This window comes from Isoptericola chiayiensis, assembly GCF_013149805.1.
GTDB classification, from domain to species: Bacteria; Actinomycetota; Actinomycetes; order Actinomycetales; family Cellulomonadaceae; genus Isoptericola; species Isoptericola chiayiensis.
The window spans coordinates 587,431-607,002 of the sequence record NZ_JABEZT010000002.1 but is presented as its reverse complement, the minus strand read 5'-3'; the positions used below and the strand labels follow the sequence as shown (position 1 = coordinate 607,002).

General features: G+C 73.1%; 17 protein-coding genes and 1 tRNA gene. 8 read left to right on the top strand and 10 right to left on the bottom strand.

The features are described 5' to 3' along the window. The 6 genes from HDG68_RS05895 to HDG68_RS05870 form a co-directional block, all read right to left on the bottom strand. Nucleotides 1-1,987, bottom strand: a 1,987-nt coding sequence (locus tag HDG68_RS05895) for a choice-of-anchor G family protein (protein ID WP_172150158.1), incomplete at its 3' end; no start/stop codon positions are given. Between the two features lie 128 nt (nt 1,988-2,115). Beyond that, nucleotides 2,116-3,357, bottom strand: a complete 1,242-nt coding sequence (locus HDG68_RS05890) for a beta-ketoacyl-[acyl-carrier-protein] synthase family protein (RefSeq protein ID WP_172150156.1) — start codon at nt 3,355-3,357, stop codon at nt 2,116-2,118. A gap of 91 nt (nt 3,358-3,448) precedes the next feature. After that, nucleotides 3,449-3,697 (bottom strand): acyl carrier protein, encoded by a 249-nt coding sequence (locus HDG68_RS05885; RefSeq protein ID WP_172150154.1) that lies wholly within the window; start codon nt 3,695-3,697, stop codon nt 3,449-3,451. A gap of 99 nt (nt 3,698-3,796) precedes the next feature. Beyond that, a complete protein-coding gene (locus HDG68_RS05880) occupies nt 3,797-4,804 on the bottom strand; it encodes a beta-ketoacyl-ACP synthase 3 (protein WP_172150152.1) in 1,008 nt (335 codons plus the stop codon). After that, a complete protein-coding gene (locus HDG68_RS05875; protein ID WP_172150150.1) occupies nt 4,801-5,775 on the bottom strand; it encodes an acyltransferase domain-containing protein in 975 nt (324 codons plus the stop codon). Before HDG68_RS05875 ends, HDG68_RS05880 begins: the two co-directional genes overlap by 4 nt. Nucleotides 5,776-5,868: 93 nt before the next feature. Next, nucleotides 5,869-7,032, bottom strand: coding sequence for a PucR family transcriptional regulator (locus HDG68_RS05870; protein WP_172150148.1), 1,164 nt, complete (start codon nt 7,030-7,032; stop codon nt 5,869-5,871). A gap of 110 nt (nt 7,033-7,142) precedes the next feature. Between HDG68_RS05870 and HDG68_RS05865 the strand changes: the two genes are divergently transcribed. Beyond that, nucleotides 7,143-7,829, top strand: a complete 687-nt coding sequence (locus HDG68_RS05865) for a hypothetical protein (RefSeq protein ID WP_172150146.1) — start codon at nt 7,143-7,145, stop codon at nt 7,827-7,829. 159 nt (nt 7,830-7,988) lie between these two features. Here the strand turns inward: HDG68_RS05865 and aceE are convergent, their stop codons facing one another. Beyond that, the gene (aceE, locus tag HDG68_RS05860) at nt 7,989-10,733 is read right to left on the bottom strand and encodes a pyruvate dehydrogenase (acetyl-transferring), homodimeric type (RefSeq protein ID WP_425483740.1); all 2,745 of its coding nucleotides are present in this window, start codon (nt 10,731-10,733) and stop codon (nt 7,989-7,991) included. A gap of 322 nt (nt 10,734-11,055) precedes the next feature. Here aceE and HDG68_RS05855 point away from each other — a divergent pair, with 322 nt between their 5' ends. The 6 genes from HDG68_RS05855 to HDG68_RS05830 all read left to right on the top strand — a co-directional run bounded on the left by HDG68_RS05855 (nt 11,056) and on the right by HDG68_RS05830 (nt 14,341). Beyond that, nucleotides 11,056-11,460: a DUF3052 family protein gene (locus HDG68_RS05855; RefSeq protein ID WP_172150144.1), complete on the top strand. Its 405-nt coding sequence runs from the start codon at nt 11,056-11,058 to the stop codon at nt 11,458-11,460. Nucleotides 11,461-11,464: 4 nt separating this feature from the next. Beyond that, nucleotides 11,465-11,932 carry a redoxin domain-containing protein gene (locus tag HDG68_RS05850; protein WP_172150142.1) on the top strand — a complete coding sequence of 156 codons (468 nt, stop codon included), beginning with the start codon at nt 11,465-11,467 and terminating at the stop codon, nt 11,930-11,932. 55 nt (nt 11,933-11,987) lie between these two features. After that, nucleotides 11,988-12,061, top strand: a tRNA-Val gene (locus tag HDG68_RS05845). Nucleotides 12,062-12,125: 64 nt separating this feature from the next. After that, nucleotides 12,126-13,151, top strand: coding sequence for a sodium:calcium antiporter (locus HDG68_RS05840; RefSeq protein ID WP_172150140.1), 1,026 nt, complete (start codon nt 12,126-12,128; stop codon nt 13,149-13,151). A 128-nt stretch (nt 13,152-13,279) separates the two neighbouring features. Continuing rightward, on the top strand, nt 13,280-13,786 hold the full coding sequence (locus HDG68_RS05835) for a GyrI-like domain-containing protein (protein ID WP_172150138.1): 507 nt from the start codon (nt 13,280-13,282) through the stop codon (nt 13,784-13,786). 210 nt (nt 13,787-13,996) lie between these two features. Next, on the top strand, nt 13,997-14,341 hold the full coding sequence (locus HDG68_RS05830) for a hypothetical protein (RefSeq protein WP_216648005.1): 345 nt from the start codon (nt 13,997-13,999) through the stop codon (nt 14,339-14,341). A 158-nt stretch (nt 14,342-14,499) separates the two neighbouring features. Here HDG68_RS05830 and HDG68_RS05825 read toward each other — a convergent pair whose 3' ends face one another. Continuing rightward, entirely contained in the window at nt 14,500-15,384 is an 885-nt protein-coding gene (locus tag HDG68_RS05825) for a universal stress protein (RefSeq protein WP_172150136.1), read from the bottom strand. A gap of 94 nt (nt 15,385-15,478) precedes the next feature. Next, on the bottom strand, nt 15,479-16,894 hold the full coding sequence (locus HDG68_RS05820; RefSeq protein WP_172150134.1) for an FAD-binding oxidoreductase: 1,416 nt from the start codon (nt 16,892-16,894) through the stop codon (nt 15,479-15,481). A 219-nt stretch (nt 16,895-17,113) separates the two neighbouring features. Between HDG68_RS05820 and HDG68_RS05815 the strand changes: the two genes are divergently transcribed. Next, nucleotides 17,114-17,554, top strand: a complete 441-nt coding sequence (locus HDG68_RS05815; protein WP_172150132.1) for a CBS domain-containing protein — start codon at nt 17,114-17,116, stop codon at nt 17,552-17,554. 48 nt (nt 17,555-17,602) lie between these two features. On the opposite strand, the gene HDG68_RS05810 is transcribed toward HDG68_RS05815, so the two are convergent. Then, nucleotides 17,603-19,288: a serine/threonine-protein kinase gene (locus HDG68_RS05810; protein WP_172150130.1), complete on the bottom strand. Its 1,686-nt coding sequence runs from the start codon at nt 19,286-19,288 to the stop codon at nt 17,603-17,605. Nucleotides 19,289-19,572: the final 284 nt, after the last annotated feature.

The window sequence follows — 19,572 nt, the reverse complement described above, 5'->3', positions numbered from 1 at the left end:
TGCCGTCGACCTCGGTGCCGTCGACCTCGGTGCCGTCGACCTCGGTGCCGTCGACCTCGGTGCCGTCGACCTCGGTGCCGTCGACCTCGGTGCCGTCGACCTCGGTGCCGTCCTCTTGGACAGTCAGGGGTGTGTCGGCTTCCTGGGTGGTGGTGTCGTCGATGCCGGCGGCGGTGTAGTCGCCCTCGGTGGTGTCGCCGGGGATGGTGACGTCGGTGCTGAAGCTGCCTTCGCTGTTGGTGGCGACGTCGTCGACGGTGGCGATGACGGTGCCGTCCTCGGCGCGGATCTCGACGGTTGCGGTCGAGTCCGGGGTGTAGCCGGTGCCGTCGACGGTGACCGTGTCGCCGGGGGCGGCGGTGTCCGGGGTGACGGTGACCGCCAGGTCGAGGACCTCGACGGCACGCACGGTGGCGGACGCGAGGTTCACCTGTGCTAGCGGTGTTCCTCCGGGCAGGAGGGTGAGGCTTGCCGCACGTTGGGTCCAGGAGTCCGTCCCGGTGGGGTCGTGGGCGGCCCGGTCACCAGGCTGCTCCTGGACGTTGACCACCAGGCTGACGACGGTGTTCAAGGCTTCGAGAGCCGGAGACAGCGCGGCCAGGGTCGTGGCCACGACCGCAGTGTTGATCGTGCTGCCCAGCGTGGCGATCAGACCGGTCGGCTCGTCGAACAGCACGGCGTCGAGGGGACCGGCGAGAGCGTTCACCAGGTCACTCAGCGGCAGTTCGATAACCCCCGTGCCAAGCAGAGAGACAGTGATGGAGGCATCGCCGGCGTCCACGGTGCCATCGACGACGTCGCCGACGGTGCTGTCGAGCGTGATGTCGAGCGCCGTCAGGCCGCCGGCGGCACTTCCGCTAGCCGTGAAGTTCAGCGCGGCGGACTGGAGCGCGGTGTCGACGGCATTGACGAGCGCCAGCGTGAGATCGTCCAACGCGGCGCTGAGGCCGTCGACGATAGCGCCGAGAGCCTCGTCCGAGAGGACCTCGGTGTTGGGATCGAAGCCGTTCAGCGAACCCTCCCCACCGAGGATGGTGTCGAGGTCGACGTCGATCGTCCCGGCACCGACGTTGACGACCACGCCATCGTCACCGAAGTCCTCGTCGAGGACCGGCGCGACCGCGGCCTCCGTATCGAGGTCGATCGATGCGTCGACGGTCAACTCGGATCCCAGGGCCGCGAGAACCAGGTCCAGCGCGTCGATCGTGTTCAGTGCGTCCGCGAGCAGCCCGTCCGGGCCTACTAGCTGGTCGACGGCCTCGTCGACCACGGGGACGACCTCGTCGTCGACAAGCGTGGCGACGTCCGACACCGCAGGGCTCTCCATCTGCATGGTCGCGCCCGCGATCTGGTAGTCACCGGTCGGGACTCCGTCGCCGGCCCACTGGGCCTGCGACGAGAGCGCTCCTAGCTCGAGGTCCACCTGGGAGAGGACGTCATCGATGCCGACGTCGTCGAGAAGTGGCGTCAGGGCGACGCTGGCGTCCGCGGGGAACGCGGTGCTCCCGCCCACCTCGATGGCGCCCTGGTCAGTGACCGCACCGGACGCTGCGGCGGCCCCGTCGACGTCCGCGGAGCCGTACTGATTGACGGCGCCGAGCTCGATCAGGCCGTTCTCGCCGAACAACGAGAGTCCGGAACCGAGGTCGACCGTGACCGCGTTGAGAACCTCGGCGCTCAGCGGATTCGTCTCGAGCTCACTGCCGGACGGGTGCTCGGCCAGCGCGCCTGCGACTTCGACGATGTCGTCGAGGTCGATGCCGGCGGCCTCGCCGCCGAGGAACTTGCCGAGCGCCTCGGACTCGTCGGTCGGCGCCGACGTGGCAGCGGGTGCTCCGGCGAGTGCAGCCGCCCCGGCAGTCCCCGCAGCGATGGCGAACGCGGCAAACCGCCTTCTCGTTCGCCATCGTGCCGGTCGCCGAGGTGGTGGCTGCTCCCCGTAGTCGGAGCGGTGCTTGCGCTCGTCGTTGAACTGCGAACGGGCCATCGTGGCTTCCCCCTAGTTGCCGTGACGTACTGTCGCTCGCCGCACACGCTAGGAGAGATCGGTCACATCCGCGACCGCAGTGCTTTTTCACCCCCGGATTTCACCCGGTGTGTTCCCGGGGGAGGGGACTAGCCGTTGGTGATCGCGAGCGCCACGTTGTGCCCGCCGAACCCGAACGAGTTGTTGATCGCCGCGATGTCCCCGTCGGGCAGCCGGGCCGGCTCGTCACGCACGAGCGGGACCTGCAGCTCGGGGTCGGGGTTGGCGACGTTGATGGTGGGCGGCGCGAGCCGCTCGTGGACCGCCTTGACGGCGAACAGGGTCTCGAGCGCGCCGGCGCCGCCGAGCAGGTGGCCGGTCATCGACTTGGTGGCCGAGAGCTGGACGTGGTCGGTCTCCTCGCCGAGGACCGTGCGGATCGACCGCGTCTCGGTGAGGTCGCCGACCTTCGTGGACGTGGCGTGGGCGTTGATGTGCACGACGTCGCGCCCGGCGATGCCGGCGTCGTCGAGGGCGCGGCGCATCGCCGAGACCTGCCCGGTGCCGTCCGGGTCGGGGGAGGTGATGTGGTAGGCGTCCGAGGACAGGCCGACGCCGGCCAGCCGTGCGTAGACGCGGGCGCCGCGGGCGGCGGCGTGCGCCGCGCTCTCCAGGACGAGCACGGCGGCACCCTCACCGATGACGAACCCGTCGCGGTCGACGTCGTAGGGGCGCGAGGCGCCCGCCGGGTCGTCGTTGCGCAGCGAGAGGGTGCGCGACGCCGCGAAGGCGGCGATCGGCATCGGGTGGATCGTCGCCTCCGTGCCGCCGCACACGACGACGTCGGCGCGGCCGGCGCGGATCATGTCGATGCCGTAGCCGATCGCCTCGGCGCCCGAGGCGCAGGCCGACACGAGCGCGTGCGCGCCCGCCTTGGCGCCCAGCTCGAGCGAGACGTAGGCGACGGCCGAGTTCGGCATGAGCATGGGGACCGTCATGGGCAGCACGCGGCGGGCCCCGCGCTCGCGCAGGGTGTCCCAGCCGTCGAGGGTCGTCCAGATGCCGCCGATGCCGGAGGACACCACGGCGCCGAGCCGATCGCCGTCGACCTCGGGGGCGCCGGCGTCCTGCCAGGCCTCCCGGGCCGCGATCATCGCGTACTGCGCCGACGGGTCCATCCGCTTGGTCTCGGGGCGCGACAGCTTCTCGGAGGGGTCCTCCTTGATCGTCGCGGCGAACGTGACGGGGATGCCGTACTTCTCCGACCAGTCGTTGTCCATCGTGCGGGCGCCGGACTCACCGGCGAGCGCGGCGGCCCAGGTGGTGGGGGCGTCCCCGCCGAGGGGGGTGGTGGCACCGAGACCGGTGACGACGACGTCGCGCGTGGACATGCTGGGAGCTCCTGGGACTGGACGGTGTGGGGGCAGGGCGGGCGCGGGGCGGTCCGGGTCGTGCCGGTCCGCCCCGCGCGGGCGCGAGGGCTCAGCCCTGGGCGCCCTCGATGTACTTCACCGCGTCGCCGACGGTCGTGAGGTTCTTGACCTCGTCGTCCGGGATGCGGACGCCGAACTTGTCCTCGGCGTGGGTGACGATCGTCATCATCGACAGCGAGTCGATGTCGAGGTCGTCGGTGAAGGACTTCTCGGCGACGACGGCGTCGGTGGGCAGACCGGTCTCCTCGGCGACGATCTCGGCGAGGCCTTCGAGGATCTCGGAAGCGGTGTGAGCCATGGGGTGGGTTCTCCTTGGTACGTGGTACCGGCCGTCCGGCACCGGGTCGGGTGGCAGTGCGATTGTCACGCACCACCGGTTCGGACTCTACGGGTCGATCTAGGGCAGCACGACCACCTGGGCGGCGTAGACCAGTCCTGCACCGAATCCGATCTGCAGTGCCAGGTCGCCCGACGACGCCGCACCCTCGGCCAGCAGACGCTCCGTGGCGAGGGGGATCGACGCGGCCGACGTGTTGCCGGTCTCGGCGATGTCGCGGGCCACGACCACGGACCCGGGCAGCCCGAGCTGCTTGACCATCTGGTCGATGATCCGCATGTTCGCCTGGTGCGGGACGAACACCTGGATGTCCTCGGCCCGCACCCCGGCACGCTCCATCGCCTCGGCGGCGACGGGCGCCATCTGGAAGCTCGCCCACTTGAAGACGGTCTGGCCGTCCTGGCGCAGCGTGGGCCAGCCGGCGTCGGCGTCCTCCTGCAGCGCGGACCACGGGTGCGTCTGGCGGATGGCCTGCGCCTTGGAGCCGTCGGACCCCCACACGGTGGGGCCGATGCCCGGGGTGTCGGAGGGGCCGACGATCGCGGCACCCGCGCCGTCGCCGAGGAGGAACGAGATGGACCGGTCCGTCGGGTCGATGAAGTCGCTGAGCTTCTCCGCCCCGATGACCAGCACGTGACGAGCAGCGCCGGAGCGGACGAGGGCGTCGGCCTGGCCGATGCCGTAGGCGTACCCGGCGCAGGCGGCGGACACGTCGTACGCCGCGGCGGGCGTGGCGCCCAGGCGTTCGGCCAGCACCGCGGCGGCCGACGGCGTCTGGTGGAAGTAGGTGATCGTGGACAGCACGACGGCGTCCAGGTCGGGGCCGTCGAGGCCCGCCGCCGCCATCGCCTTGCGGGCCGCGGCCTCGGCGAGGTCGAGCACGTCGACGTCGGCGGCGGCGCGGCGCCGGGTCACGATGCCGGTGCGCTGGCGGATCCACGCGTCGGAGGAGTCGATCGGTCCGGCGACGTCGTCGTTGGTGACCACCTGGTCACCGCGCTCGCCGGCGATCGCCAGGATGCGCGAGCACCGGACGGGCTCGGCCTGCCGCAGCACCGGGCGGGTCACTGCGCCGACCCTGCCACGGTCGAGTGCTGGGCGATCAGGTCCCGGGCGGCCTCGACGTCGTCGGGCGACTTCACCGCGACGGACTCGACGCCCTTCAGCGACCGCTTGGCCAGACCCGTCAGCACGCCGCCGGGCGCGAGCTCGAGCAGCCCGGTGACGCCGAGGTCGGCCAGCGTGGCCTGGCACCGGTCCCACCGCACCGGGGCGGTGACCTGGGCGGCGAGCCGGGAGAGCACGTCGGTCGAGGTGCCCTGGCCGTGGGCGCCCTCGCCGAGCGTGCTGTACGCGGCGCCGTCGGCGTTGCTCAGCAGCGGCAGGCGCGGGTCCGTGGCGAGCCAGGTCGTGGCGACCTGCGTGAACGCCTCGCGCGCGGTGTCCATGTAGGGCGTGTGGAACGCTCCGGCGACCGGCAGGGGGATGACGCGGGTGCGGGCGGGGGCGTCGTCGGCGAGGGCGGCGAGCCGGTCCACGTCCCCGGCGACGACGAGCTGCCCGCCGCCGTTGACGTTGGCGGGGAAGAGCCCGGCGGCCTCGACGGCGGCGAGGACCTCCTCGGGGTCGCCGCCGACGACGGCGCTCATGCCCGACGGCGCCGCCGCGGCGGCGTCCGCCATGGCCCGGGCTCGGTGCGAGACCAGGCCGACCGCGCCGGCGTCGTCCAGCACCCCGGCGACGGCCGCGGCGGACAGCTCGCCGACGGAGTGCCCGGCGGTGACGTCGACGACGTCGCTGGTCGGCCGGCCCTCGAGGATAGTGCGGAGCGCGACGAGGGAGGCCGAGACGATCAGCGGCTGGGCGACCGCGGTGTCACGGATCGTGTCCGCGTCCGACGTCGTCCCGTGCTGCGCCAGGTCGGTCCCGGCAGCCGCGGAGAACGAGTCGACGAGGTCGGTGGTTCCGGACAGCTCCAGCCAGGGGCCGAGCATTCCGGGGGTCTGGGAGCCCTGTCCAGGGCAGACGACGGCGAGCACGGGTCCACGGTGCCACCCGGTGACGTGTCGCGGGCGTCGCGACCCGCACCAACCTCGACCGGGCCGATTGTGGGAATCGTCAACCCGGCGCGCCTAGAGGTCGGCGTCGAGCTGACCCAGCGCGAGCGCCACCTGGAGCACGAACGACTCGCGGGCGTCCAGCGGGTCCCAGCCGGTGATGTCGGAGACCTTGCGCAGCCGGTACCGCACGGTGTTGGGGTGCACGTACAGCCGCCGCGCCGCGGCCTCCAGGGACCGGCCCGTGCCCAGGTAGGCGGACAGGGTCTCCAGGACGGAGCCCGTGGCCTCCTCCAGGGGGCGGTAGGCCTGGGCCACGAGGGTGCGGCGCGCCGTGCGGTCGCCGGTCAGGACGCGCTCGGGCAGCAGGTCGTCGGCCAGCACGGGTCGCGGCGCCTGCGGCCACGCGGGCGCCGCGGCCAGGCCGGCCAGCGCCGAACGGGCCGACGCCGTCGCCTCGGCCACGCTCGCGACCACCGCACCGAAGACGACCGGGCCCGGCCCGAACCGGTCCACCAGCGACGTGGCGGCGGCGACGAGGTCGCCCTCGCCGCCGAGCACCAGCACGAGCCGGTCGCCGTGGATGCCCACCAGCGTGTCGCCAGCGGCGCGCCGCGCGGCGCGCCGCAGCTCGGCGGTGGCCACGTCGCCGAGCCCGTCCGTCGCCTCGCCGACCACCACGAGGACCTGGCCGCGCCCGCTCCAGCCGAGGGCCGAGATGCGCGAGCGCAGGGCGTCGTCGGTGTCCCCGCGCACCAGCGCGTCGACCACCAGCGCCTCGAGCCGGGCGTCCCACGCGCCGCGCACCTCCGCGGCGCGTGCGTACACCTCGGCGGCGGAGAAGGCGACCTCGCGCGAGTACAGCAGGACCGCCTCGCGCAGGTCCCGCTCGTGCCCCGGCGCAGCGATGCGGTCCGAGTGGGACTCGACGACGTCGACCATGAGCCGGACCAGCTGCAGCGTGTGCTGCAGGGAGATGGACCGGGTCAGCTCGGGCGGCGCGGCGGAGAACATCTCGCCCACGCCGTGCGGCGTCTGGCGCGGGTCGGTGAACCACGACACGAACGCGTTGATACCGGCCTGGGCGACGAGCGCGACGTAGGAACGGTCCTCGGCGGGCAGCTGGCGGTACCACCCGACCTCCTCGTCGAGCCGGCGCATGGCGGCGGAGGTGAGCAGCCCGAGCCCGTCGCGCACGCGCTGGACGTTCTCGTCACGGGACACGGTCGAGGTGGACATGCCACGAGGATAGGCCCCCGGTTGTGGGGAGTGCACAAAGGTGTGCGGCTCGAGACGCGGCGCGCCGTTCGTCCGAGCCTTCCGGGGGCCCAGGCGATAAGGTCGGGAGCATGGCTCTGATGCCCCGACTACGCCAGCTCCTGCGTCGGCAACGCTCGTCCTCCCGTGTCGGGGCGCGTCGTCCGACCGACACCCGACGGCGAGGTGACACCGTGCACGAGGACTCGCTGCGCGCCATGCTCCACGACGACCCGAACGACGAGCGCGCTTTCACCGCCCTGGCCGATCTCGTACGGCGCCACGCCGTCGAGTCGACGAACCCGGACGACCCGCTGACCGCGGCGGCCGAGGAGTCGCAGCGCGAGACGTCCGCCGACCTGGCGGTCTGGTCCCTGGCCGAGGAGCTGGCCGGGCATCCCAAGGCCTGGCGCCCGCTGGTCGAGCTGGGCCGCCTGTCCATCGCGGACGACCCCGAGGGGGCGCTGCGCCGGTTCGCCACCGCCGCCGAGCGTGACGAGACCGGGGAGGCGCTCGCCCAGGGGATCGAGGCGTTGCGCGACGCCGGACGCCCGGTGGACGGGCTCGGTCTCGGCATCGGCCACTGGCGCGTGCGCGAGCAGCGGGCCGAGGTCGGGCGGCAGCTCGTCCTGGCCGCGCTGGAGTCCGACCGCGTGTTCGAGGCGAAGCAGCACCTGGAGGCCCTGGACTCGCACCCCGACACCGTCGCCGTGGCGCGACTGCGGCCCGAGCTCGTCGCGGCCGTCGAGGCCGCCGAGACGGCCGGCTCGCCCACCTGACCCCAGCCACCGCGAGGTAGGCACCTCTCCCGCGAGGCACCTCTCCCGCGGGGTAGGCACCTCTCCCGCGAGGTAGGCAACGTCGCCGCCAGGTAGGCGACGACGAAGGGCCCCGTCACCCGGCCGGGTGACGGGGCCCTTCGCGGCCTCAGCGACGGGTCAGCTGTCGCCGCCCGCGACGCCGGAGGTGCCGGCGGTCACGTCGGTGAGGCGGTACTTCTCGACGGCCTCGGCCACGACCTTCTGCTCCACCTCGCCACGGCGGGCGAGCTGCTGGAGCGTCTTGACGACCATCGAGGGGCCGTCGATGAGGAAGTGGCGGCGGGCCGCGGCGCGGGTGTCGGAGAACCCGAACCCGTCCGCGCCGAGCACCGCGTAGTCGCCGGGCACCCAGGCGCGGATCTGGTCGGGGACCAGGTGGTCGTAGTCGCTGGTGGCGACGAACGGCCCTTCGGCGCCCGAGAGCTTCTCGGTCACGTACGGGGTGCGCGGGTCGGCGGCCGGGTCGACCAGCGCGTCCTTCTCCGCGGCGAGAGCGTCGCGGCGCAGCTCGTTCCAGCTCGTGACCGACCAGACGTCGGCCTGCACACCCCAGTCCTCGCGCAGGAGCTCCTGGGCTTCCAGCGCCCACGGCACGCCCACCCCGGAGGCGAGCAGCTGGGCCTTGGGGCCCTCGCCCTCGGCGGTCGAGATGCGGTGGATGCCGCGCAGGATGCCGTCGACGTCCACGTCCTCCGGCTCGGCCGGCTGGACCATCGGCTCGTTGTACACGGTCAGGTAGTACATGACGTTCTGGTCGCGACCGTCGGAGCCGTCACCGAACATGCGCTCGATGCCGTCGCGCACGATGTGGCGGATCTCGTAGCCGTAGGCCGGGTCGTACTGCACCATCGCGGTGTTGGTGCCGGCGAGCAGCGGCGAGTGGCCGTCGGCGTGCTGCAGGCCCTCACCGGTCAGCGTGGTGCGGCCGGCCGTGGCGCCGATGATGAACCCGCGGGTCATCTGGTCGCCGGCGGCCCAGAACTGGTCGCCGGTGCGCTGGAACCCGAACATCGAGTAGAAGATGTACACGGGCACCATGTGCTCGCCGTGGGTGGCGTAGGAGGTGCCCACGGACTGGAACGCGGCGGCGGAACCCGCCTCGTTGATGCCGGTGTGCATGATCTGCCCGGCCTCGGACTCCTTGTAGCTCAGCATGAGCTCGCGGTCCACGGCGAGGTAGTTCTGCCCGTTGGTGTTGAAGATCTTCGCGCTCGGGAAGATCGAGTCCAGGCCGAAGGTGCGGGCCTCGTCCGGGATGATCGGCACGATGCGCTTGCCGAACTCCTTGTCCTTGATGAGGTCCTTCAGCAGACGCACGAACGCCATGGTCGAGGCGACCTGCTGCGTCCCGGAACCCTTCTTGAGGATCTCGTACTTCTTCGCCTCGGGCAGGGAGACCGCCTTGGGCGAGGACCGGCGCTCCGGCACGAACCCGCCGAGGTGACGACGACGCTCCAGCATGTACTGGATGGTCTCGTCCTCCATGCCCGGGTGGTAGTACGGCGGCAGCCCGGGCTCGGCGTCGATCTCCTCGTCGCTCAGCGGGATGCGCAGGTTGTCGCGCAGCGCCTTGAGGTCCTCGTTCTTGACCTTCTTCATCTGGTGGGTCGCGTTGCGACCGGCGAAGCTGGATCCCAGCGCGTAGCCCTTGACCGTCTGGGCCAGGATGACCGTCGGCTGGCCGGTGTGCGCCCGCGCCGCGGAGTAGGCGGCGAAGATCTTGCGGTAGTCGTGACCGCCGCGACGCAGGTTCCAGATGTCCTCGTCGGTCATGTTCTCCACGAGCGCCTTGGTGCGCGGGTCGCGACCGAAGAAGTGCTCGCGGATGAACGCGCCCGACTCGGCGCGGTAGGTCTGGTAGTCGCCGTCCGGGGTGGCGTTCATGAGGTTGACCAGGGCGCGGTCCTTGTCCGCGTTGAGCAGTGCGTCCCACTCGCGGCCCCAGACGACCTTGATGACGTTCCAGCCGGCGCCGCGGAACTGCGCCTCGAGCTCCTGCATGATCTTGCCGTTGCCGCGCACGGGGCCGTCGAGGCGCTGCAGGTTGCAGTTGACCACGAACGTGAGGTTGTCCAGGCCCTGGTGGGCGGCGTGCTGCAGCATGCCGCGCGACTCGGGCTCGTCCATCTCGCCGTCGCCCAGGTACGCCCACACGTCCTGCTGGCTCGTGTCCTTGATCCCGCGGTTGTGCAGGTACTTGTTGGTCCACGCCTGGTAGATGGCCGAGGCCGGGCCCAGACCCATGGAGACCGTCGGGTACTCCCAGAAGTCCGGCATGAGGCGCGGGTGCGGGTAGGACGGCAGGCCGCCACCGGGGTGCGACTTCTCCTGGCGGAACCCGTCGAGGCGGTCGGCGCTGAGGCGCCCCTCGAGGAACCCGCGGGCGTACTGGCCGGGGGAGGAGTGGCCCTGGAAGTAGACCTGGTCGCCGCCGCCCGGGTGGTCCTTGCCACGGAAGAAGTGGTTCAGGCCGACCTCGGTGAGGGTCGCGACCGACGCGTAGGAGGAGATGTGGCCGCCGACGGAGATGTCCGGGCGCTGGGCGCGGGTCACCATGACGGCGGCGTTCCAGCGGATCCAGGAGCGGTACCGGCGCTCCACCGCCTCGTCGCCGGGGAAGTAGGGCTCCTCGTGCACGCCGATCGTGTTGACGTACGGCGTCGCCACCGACGTCGGGATCTGCACGTTCCGCTCACGGGCACGGCGCAGCAGGTTCAGCACGACGTACCGGGCGCGGGGGCCGCCCTTGTCGTCGATGAGGCCGTCCAGGGACTCGACCCACTCCGACGTCTCCGACGGGTCGATGTCCGGCACGGCGCTGAGCAGACCGTCGATCAGCGGTCCGGTCTCGTTCGAAGCCACCAGCAACCTCTCTCTTCTGCAGGCTGCCGCCGGGGTCGACGGCCGCCCGTGTCAGGTGTCCCGTGTCCGTCGCCCGCGGCGTCGGGGTCGCGACGGCGCGGGCCACCCACGGGTGGTCACTACACATTGTGTCCCGACTTCCTCCGTGTGGACACCAGGAAGCGGTCAAGAATCCGTGATCTACGTCATGCCGCGGCTTGGGAGGCGCGTGACGGGCGTGGACGGCGGGCACAGGAGCCGCGCGTGCATTACCTTGACGCACAGCAGAATCAGACAGGGCGCCGACGGCGCCGCAGGCATGACGGAAGGAACGTAGGTCCTCGTGGGACAGCAGGCGGACACCCTGGCGGCACGCTTCGGGTTCACCACCGGTCAGGTCGTGCAGGAGTTCGGGTGGGACGACGACGTCGACGAACCCCTGCGCAGGGCGATCGAGGCGGTGGTCGGCAGCGAGCTCGTCGACGAGGACTTCGACGACGTGATCGACGGCGTCCTGGTCTGGTGGCGCGAGGACGACGGCGACCTGACCGACATGCTCGTCGACGTGCAGACGGCGCTCGACGACGGCGGCCAGGTGTGGCTGCTGACCCGCAAGCCGGGTCGGGACGGCCACGTCGGCCACGACGAGATCCAGGAGGCGTCCACGACGGCGGGCCTGCACGCGACGAGCACGTTCGCCGCGGGCGACGACTGGTCGGCCACCCGCCTCGCCCCGCGCGGACGCTAGCGTCGTGCCGGAGGTCCCCTCGCCCGTCGCGGGCGACCCGGCACCGGACTTCACCCTCCCTGACACGCACGGCACGCCGACCCAGCTGGCCGACCTGCGGGGAGAGGCCGTCCTGGTGTTCTTCTTCCCGTTCGCCTTCTCCGGCACGTGCACGAGCGAGCTCGGCGAGATCCAGGAGAGCCTCGACGAGTTCGAGGCGGCCGGCGTGCGGATCCTGGCGGTCTCCACCGATCCGGTCTTCGCGCTCAAGGCGTGGCAGGAGTCCGAGGGGTTCGACGTCGACCTGCTCAGCGACTTCTGGCCGCACGGCGCCGCGGCGCGCGCCTACGGGGTGTTCGACGACGCCTCCGGGCACGCGCTGCGCGGGTCGTTCCTGGTCGACGCCGACGGGATCGTGCGGTGGTCGGTGGTGAACCGGCGCGGGCAGCGACGCGACCTGGACTCCCACGTGCGGGCCCTCGCCGAGGTCTGACTCCCCGTCGTGTCCGCAGCGGTCCCGCGGCCAGGTATCCTGGCCTGCGCTGCCGGGGCCTGTAGCTCAGTTGGTCAGAGCGCCACGTTTACACCGTGGATGTCGGGGGTTCGAGTCCCTCCGGGCCCACCCAGGACATCACTCGCACGGGTTCGTCGCCGCCCGCGCGGCCAGGCCCTGTAGCCTCGACGCGATGAGCGCCGTCTGGCCCCTGCTGCCCAGCACCGCGGCACTGGTGGCGATGGCCGGGGTGATCGTCCTCGCCGGTGTGCGGCTGACCCGCGTCGCGGACGCCCTCTCCGCCCGCACGGGTCTGGGCGACGCCGTCGGCGGTGCGCTCCTGCTGGGCTCGGTGACGTCCCTGCCCGGGCTGGTCACGGTGGTGACGGGGTCCCTCGGCGGCGACGCCGGGTTCGCGCTCGCCAACCCCGTCGGCGGCGTCGCCCTGCAGACGGTGTGGCTCGCCGTGGCCGACCTCGTCTACCGCCGCGTGAACCTCGAGCACGCGGCGGCCTCCCTGCAGAACATCCTGCAGTCCCTGCTCTTCGTCGCGATGCTCGCGGTGCCGGTCGTCGCCTACGCCACGCCGGACCTGACGATCGGGTGGATCCATCCGCTGACGCTGCTGATCCCGCTGCTCTACGGCTACGGGCTGGTGCTGCTGCGCCAGATGCACAAGGCGCCCATGTGGCAGCCCATCCGTACCGCGCAGACGGCCGACGACGACGAGGCCGGGGACGACGACCCGCAGGACGACAGGTCGACCGCGCGGCTGTGGTGGTCCCTGGCGGCGCTCGGTGCCGTCGTCGGGGTCGCCGGCTGGATCGTCGGCCGAGCGGGCCTGTCGGTGGTGGCGGCGACGGGCCTGGACGGTGGGGTGGTCGGCTTCACGCTGACCACGGCCATCAGCTCCCTGCCCGAGCTCGTGGTGCTCGTCACCGCGGTGCGGATGGGTCAGCTCACGCTCGGTATCGGGAACGTCATCGGCGGCAACGTCTACGACATGCTCATGGTCTCCGTGGCCGACGTCGCCTACCTGCCCGGTTCGGTCTACACCGACGCGGGGCCGACCGGCCTGGTGCTCGTCGGCGGCACCCTGCTGATGACGGCCACGCTGGCAGCCGGCCTGGTCGTGCGCGACCGGCGCGGGATCGGGTTCGAGGGGGTCGCGATCCCCCTGGTCTACCTCGGCACGGTGGCGCTCGCCGTCGGGGCCTGAGCCGTCCGGGACCTCCGTCCGCTCGACTCGGGACCAAGGTCCCTGTCCGGAGCTCGGGTCGCTGGGCGATCGTGGAGGCAGCGGTCGTCGGCCGGGCGCGCCGGTGACCGTCGGGGAGGTCGAGCACGATGGACGAGGGACACGAGATCCGGCTCATCGAGTCCTTGGAGCAGCCCACGTTCGGTGTCCGTCAGCTCGTCCGGCGGGATGACCTTCCCGAGCTGTTCGCCCGGGTCGTGCCGCTGGTCGCCGGGGCGCTGGAGCGTGGTGGCATGCAGCCTGCCGGGCCACCGTTCGCCCGCTACCGCGGTGCGATGTCCGGGGGGTTCGACGTCGAGGTCGGTTTCCCGCTGGTGGAGCCGGCCGAGCTCACGATCCCCGATGCCGGTCCGGGCACGCCCGTGTCCGGCCTCCTGCCCGAGGCGCGGGTCGTGGAGACCGTCCACGTCGGTGCCTACGACGGGCTGTCCCAGACCTATGCGCGGCTCGAGGCCTGGATGGTGGACCACGACGTCCAGCCGCTGGACGAGTCGTGGGAGTACTACGAGTCCGGACCGGAGTCGGATCCTGATCCCGCCACCTGGCGCACCCGGATCGTGATGCCGGTCAGCGGTCCGGCGGTCGAGGCCGGTTGAGCCTCGGCGTGCGAGAGGAGCTGATCGAGATGTCCGCACTGGTGGTGTACGAGTCCAGCTTCGGCAACACGGCCCTGGTGGCCCGGTCCGTGGGGGACGGCATCGCCGCCCGCATGCCGGTCCGCGTCTGCTCGGTCGCCTGCGTGGACGACCACGAGGCGGACGGTGAGGACCTGGTGGTGATCGGGGGGGCCGACGCACGCGTTCGGCATGAGCCGGCCCCAGACGCGCCAGGAGGCCCAGGAACGTCTGGGCGAGCGGCCGTCCGGGCTGCCGGGCATCCGGGAGTTCATCGACCGGCTCTCCCCGGACCGGGAGGTGCGGTTGTACGCGACGTTCGACACGCGGGTGGAGAAGGTCCGTCACCTGCCCGGTTCGGCGGCGCACGCCGCGGCGCGCGCGTTGCGACACGACGGCCATCGCCTCGTTGACCGGGGCGCGTCGTTCTACGTCGCCGACATCGAGGGCCCGCTGCTGCCGCACGAGCGCGACCGGGCCCGCGAGTGGGGAGACCGCCTGGCCCTCCGCTCGCTGCAGATGCTCCAGCGCACCTGACGGTCACGAGGTCAGCACGAGCGATCCGGCCACCCGGCGGGCGCCAAGGTCGTCGAGGGCGGCGTCGGCTGCGGTGAACGGGTACCGCGTCACGGTCGGTGCCAACCGCATCGTGCGACCCGGATCGTCCCCGGTGGCCCAGGCCCGCGCGGTCGGAGTCAGTCCGTGGCGGCGTGCGGGCGGGCGGTGTGCGCCACGGCGACCACGCAGGGCGCGTCGCCGAGGAGCACGTCCGGCACCGACCCGAGCAGCCGTCCGACGAAGCGGGGGTGGCGGTGGCCGCCGAGCACCAGCAGGTCCGACGGCGTGACGTGCTCGAGCAGGATGTCCACGGGGTCGCCGGTGCGGACCTCCTCACGACACTCGACGTCGGGTGCCAGCTCCTTCCACCGGTAGGCGAGGCCCTTCAACGCGGCCTCGACGCCCGCCACGCGTCCCGCTCCCGCCTCGCACGCCACCCGGGTGGACCGCTGGACGGCGTGCAGCAGCACCACGGGGCAGCCGGCGGCGTGGGCTTCGGCGAACGCGAGCTCGAGCGGGGCCGTGGGGTCGTCGTCGAACCCGATGCCGACGACGACCCGCTCCGGGTCGCCGGGACGGGCCTTGATGGGCACGACGGCGGCCGGCCCGTGGGCGTGAGCGACCACGGTGGACGAGACGGAGCCGAGGAGGTGGCGGGTGACGTCGGCCCCGCGGCGTCCGACGACCACGAGGTCCACGTCCCGGGAAGCGTGGACGAGCGCGGGAGCCGGGGCGCCGACCGAGGGGACGGCGTCGACGTGCACCGCGCCGCGGTCGGCCGGTTCGATCCGGTCGTTCACGCGGCTCAGGATCCGTTGTGTCGCACTCTGCAGCGACTCGATCTCGTACGCGGGCACGGGGGTGATCGGGCCGATCGGGACGGCCTCGGCGTGCGAGACGGTCAGCGGGACGTGATGCCGCGCGGCGGCTGCTCGAGCCCAGTCGAACGCGTGGTAGCTCTCCGGTGAGCCGTCGACCCCGACGACGATCCCACGGGTCCAGGTCTCGTCCATGGTGCTCATCTCCCTCTGCCGCCAGCACACCACGGGAGGAGCGGGCCGCCCAGGTGCGTATGTCCCGTCGCAGTGGGCCGAAGGTCCCGGACCGGACCCGCCCTCAGGGCGCGACGTTCTGGTGCAGCCGGAAGAGGTTGTGGGGGTCGAGGCGCCGCTTCAGCGCCCTGAGGTGTTCGTAGGCCTCCTCGCCGTGCGCGGCGCGGAGCGTGCCCTGCCCGCCCTCCTGGAAGCCGGGGAAGTTGAGGTACTCCCGTCCGGTGGACAGGTCGTCGAGGTCGGCGGCGCAGGCGCGCGCCCACCGCACGTTGGCGTCGTCGTCGGCGGCGTCGGTCCAGTTCGCCTCGATCCCCACGAGGAACGGTGCGCTGCGGTCGCCGTAGACGGTCTCGGGTGCGGCGGTGCGCGACATCGCCCCGCCGAGGTGCCACAGGTCGATCGTGGACAGCGCGGACGGACGCCGGTGCATCTGGTCGACGGCGCGGCGCAACGCCTCCTCCGACAGCTGGGGCAGGTGCAGGGAGCGCCAGTAGTACCGCATGCCGGTCGGGTAGTCGGCGTCGAAGATCTGCTGCAGCTCGACGTACGGCATCACGCCGCTGAGGTCCGCTGCCGGGTCGGGCAGGTCGCGGACCGGGGCGAGCAGCTCGGGACCGCGGTCGAGGTCGGTGGAGCAGGCGAGCACGATCACGCACGGCTGCCCGGCGAGCTCGGCCGGGACGGCGTCGTCCTCCGGTGCGGCGCCGAGCACGGCCATGGCGGAGACCTCGTCGGGCAGGTCGGCGGTCCAGTCCCGGAACGTGCGCAGCACCTCCAGCGCGCGGTCGGCCCGGTGGATGACGAACCCGACGTAGACCTCCGGACCGACCGGGTGCAGCCGGAGCACGAGCTCGGTGACCACGCCGAGGTTCCCACCGCCGCCACGCAGCCCTCGCAGCAGCGCGGGGTCGCTGTGCTCGTCGACCTCGTGGACGGTGCCGTCGGCGGTCACCAGGGTCGCTCCGACGATGTTGTCGCAGGTGAGCCCGTACCGGCGGCGAAGCCATCCGATCCCGCCCGTCAGGCCGAGCCCGCCGATGCCCGTGTCCGAGAAGACGCCGGCGGGGGTGGCCAGGCCGTGCTGCTGGGTCGCCGCGTCCAGGTCGCCGAGGCGTGCCCCGCCGGCCACCCGGGCGGTCCGGGCGACCGGGTCGACCACGACGTCGCGCATCCGGCCCAGGTCGATGACGAGGCCGCCGTCGACCCCGGCGGTCCCGGCGACGTTGTGGCCACCGGCGCGCACGGCGACCAGCAGCCGGTGCTCAGCGGCCAGCAGGACGCAGCGGCGGACGTCCTCGGTCGTGGCGCAGCGCACGATGGCGGCCGGGCGCCGCTCGGTCACGGCGTTCCAGAGCGCCCGGGCGTCGTCGTACTCCGCGTCGCCGGCGCGGACCAGGGTGCCCGTCAGGTCGCGGGCCAGCGCGTCGAGCTCCGGGCCGAGCCCGACGGTGCCTCCGTCGAGGGTGGTGAGCGTCGTCATCTCCTGCGCTCCTTCGCGGGGCAGTGTCGTCGCCGACGGCGCGGCCCGCCGGGGTGGGCCGCCTCGGGGACGAGCCTAGTGACCGGTCGCCCGCTCGCGAGGCCGGGGACGGTGCTCCGGGGGTGAAACCTCGGACCGGCGAGCGGGCACGGTTGCGCGTAGCGTCGGTGCCACGGCGCGACGACGAGGTCGCGGGACGCACGGGACGGAGGTGCCCGGATGAGGGTGACCGACACGTTGCGGCACAAGGGTGGCGGGGTCGTCACCGTGCCGCAGGAGACCACGGTGCGCGAGCTGCTGGCGCTGCTCGCCGAGCACCGGATCGGCGCGGTCGTGGTGTCCGACGACGGCGCTCACCTGGACGGCATCGTCAGCGAGCGCGACGTGGTCCGGCGCCTGCACAGCGACGGCGACGGTGTGCTCGACGCCCCGGTGGCGCAGATCATGACGGCGGACGTGCACACGTGCGAGCCGGACACGCTGCTGGACGACCTGATGCCGGTGATGACGCAGCGCCGCATCCGGCACGTGCCCGTGCTGGACGAGGGCCGGCTGGTCGGCATCGTGAGCATCGGAGACGTGGTCAAGCGCCGGATGGCCGAGGTCCAGGCCGAGCGTGACCAGCTCACCGACTACATCAACGGCGGTCGCGCGCGGTGAGCGGCCGCTGACCGCCGCGGGCGGTCGGGGCGCCGACCGGCCCGCCACTCAGGGTGCCGGTGAGGCGCCGTCCGCGGGAGCACCCGTGGCGTCCTCGCCCGGTGCGGGATCCGGGCCGTCGGTCGGGTCCGTCCCGGTCGGGGCGGTCGCGTCGTCGGTCGGTTCCTCGGTCGGCGCGTCCGTGGCGTCGTCGGTCGGTGTCGGGTCGGGTTCCGCCGTGGTCGGGTCGTCCGTCGGTTCCTCGGTGGGCGTCGGGTCCGCGGTCGGAGTCGGATCCTCCGACGGCTCCTCGCTCGGTGTCGGCGACGGCGTGGGTTCGGCGGTCTCCTCGGTCGGGGTCGACGTGGGCTCGGAGGGCGGGACGACCGGTTCCTCGCTCGGCGTCTCCGTCGGCGACGGGGACGGCGACGGGGTGGGTGAGGCGCTGGACGGGGCGGGCGCCACCGGGGTGCCGCCGTCGTCGCCTCCCCAGGGCCAGGTCAGCAGGGCCACCGCACCCGCGGCCAGGAGCAGCACGAGGAGCGCGGCGAGGATCCATGCGCCGCGCCGGCTCGGCGTCTCGTCCGCCGTGCCGTCCGGATCGGCGGGTACGGCCGGAGCGTCGTCCGCGAGCCCGGCGGCGTCGACCGCGTCGAGCTGCCGGGTGCGGTGGATCTCCGCCCCGCTCGCGGCCGCTGCGACCGCCGCGAGCGCCGCCGTCGTCCCGGCGGCGCCGAGGGCGGCCGTCCGGTCGGGGTCGTGGTCGTCGAGGGTGTCGAGCGGAGCGGTGCGCTCGGGGTCCGCGCCGGCCGCGGCGCCGGCCGCGAGGCCGAGCACGGCGGCGGTGGCGGCGGTCATCGCGGCGGCGGAGTCGAAGCGGCGCTGCGGGTCCTTCGCCATCGCCCGGGCGACGAACCGGTCCACGGAGGCGGGGACGCTCGGCCGCCGAGCCGACGGCGCGGGGACCGGGGCGCCGACGTGGGCGCGCAGGACGTCGGCGGGCTCGGTGCGCTCGTACGGCGGGTGCCCGGTGAGCGCGAAGTAGGTCAGCGCTCCCGCGGAGTAGAGGTCGCTGCGGGCGTCGAGGGGCTTGCCCTGGGCCTGCTCGGGGGACATGTACGCGGCCGACCCGGCGACGGTGGCGCCGTCGCCGTCGCCGCCACCGGGGGCGGCGAGCCCCAGGTCGATCAGGCCGACGGTGGTCCGGCCGGCCTCGTCCTGGTCGACGACGACGTTGCGGGGGCTGACGTCGCGGTGCACCAGACCGGCGGCGTGGACGGCGGCGAGCGCCCCGAGGAGGCCGTCGGCGACGAGCATCGCCCGGGGCCACGGCAGACCGTCCGCGGGGGTGAGGTCGGCGAGGGGGACGCCGGGCACGCGCCGGGTCAGGAGCCAGGGCACGGTGGCGCCGGCGACCTCCTCCTCGCCGGTGTCGAGGACCTTGACGACGCGCGGGTCGTCGACGCGCTCGGAGGCGGCGATCTCGCGGGCCAGGGCGGCACGGGTCGCCTCGTCGTCGACCAGGTGCGGGTGGAGGACCTTGATGAGCAGCGGCTCGGCGGGGGCGGACCCGGTGGCGCCGTCGTCGGCCGGAGCGGCGTCGTCGAGCAGAGCGGCGGCGTCGAGGCGGGTGGCCTCGTAGACGGTGTACGTGCCGCCGGTGCCGAGGATGTCGCCGAGGACGTACTTGCCGCCGAGCACCACGTGCCCGTCGGGTGACGCGACGGGCGTTCCCTCGGGTGGCGTGCCGGTCATCGGGGTCGCTGCGCGGTGTCGAGCGGTGCGTCGGCGCACGTCGGCGCGGACGCGGCAGGGGTCCGGGTCGTGTCAGTCATGGGCCATCACAGGGTATGTGGTGGGTGCCTCCGCTGCACGACCGTGGTGTGCCCCGGCGGCCCGTTGTCACGCATGTCACGTGTTCGGACGGGCGCTCGCGGACGACGCCCGGCGAACGGCCGGCGAGGGGTCGTGTGCCGCCCGTGTGACGGTGCTCACCGCCCACGGGCTTGCCCCGTGGCGCTCCCGGCCGCCAAGATGAG

Excerpts from the sequence above, each read along its gene's own strand:
- HDG68_RS05810 (WP_172150130.1), bottom strand. The coding sequence starts at position 19,288 with ATGACCGGCACGCCACCCGAGGGAACGCCCGTCGCGTCACCCGACGGG.
- HDG68_RS05820 (WP_172150134.1), bottom strand. The coding sequence starts at position 16,894 with ATGACGACGCTCACCACCCTCGACGGAGGCACCGTCGGGCTCGGCCCG.
- HDG68_RS05865 (WP_172150146.1), top strand. The coding sequence starts at position 7,143 with ATGGCTCTGATGCCCCGACTACGCCAGCTCCTGCGTCGGCAACGCTCG.
- HDG68_RS05830 (WP_216648005.1), top strand. The coding sequence starts at position 13,997 with ATGAGCCGGCCCCAGACGCGCCAGGAGGCCCAGGAACGTCTGGGCGAG.
- HDG68_RS05840 (WP_172150140.1), top strand. The coding sequence starts at position 12,126 with ATGAGCGCCGTCTGGCCCCTGCTGCCCAGCACCGCGGCACTGGTGGCG.
- HDG68_RS05890 (WP_172150156.1), bottom strand. The coding sequence starts at position 3,357 with ATGTCCACGCGCGACGTCGTCGTCACCGGTCTCGGTGCCACCACCCCC.
- HDG68_RS05870 (WP_172150148.1), bottom strand. The coding sequence starts at position 7,032 with ATGTCCACCTCGACCGTGTCCCGTGACGAGAACGTCCAGCGCGTGCGC.
- HDG68_RS05815 (WP_172150132.1), top strand. The coding sequence starts at position 17,114 with ATGAGGGTGACCGACACGTTGCGGCACAAGGGTGGCGGGGTCGTCACC.
- HDG68_RS05885 (WP_172150154.1), bottom strand. The coding sequence starts at position 3,697 with ATGGCTCACACCGCTTCCGAGATCCTCGAAGGCCTCGCCGAGATCGTC.
- HDG68_RS05825 (WP_172150136.1), bottom strand. The coding sequence starts at position 15,384 with ATGAGCACCATGGACGAGACCTGGACCCGTGGGATCGTCGTCGGGGTC.
- HDG68_RS05835 (WP_172150138.1), top strand. The coding sequence starts at position 13,280 with ATGGACGAGGGACACGAGATCCGGCTCATCGAGTCCTTGGAGCAGCCC.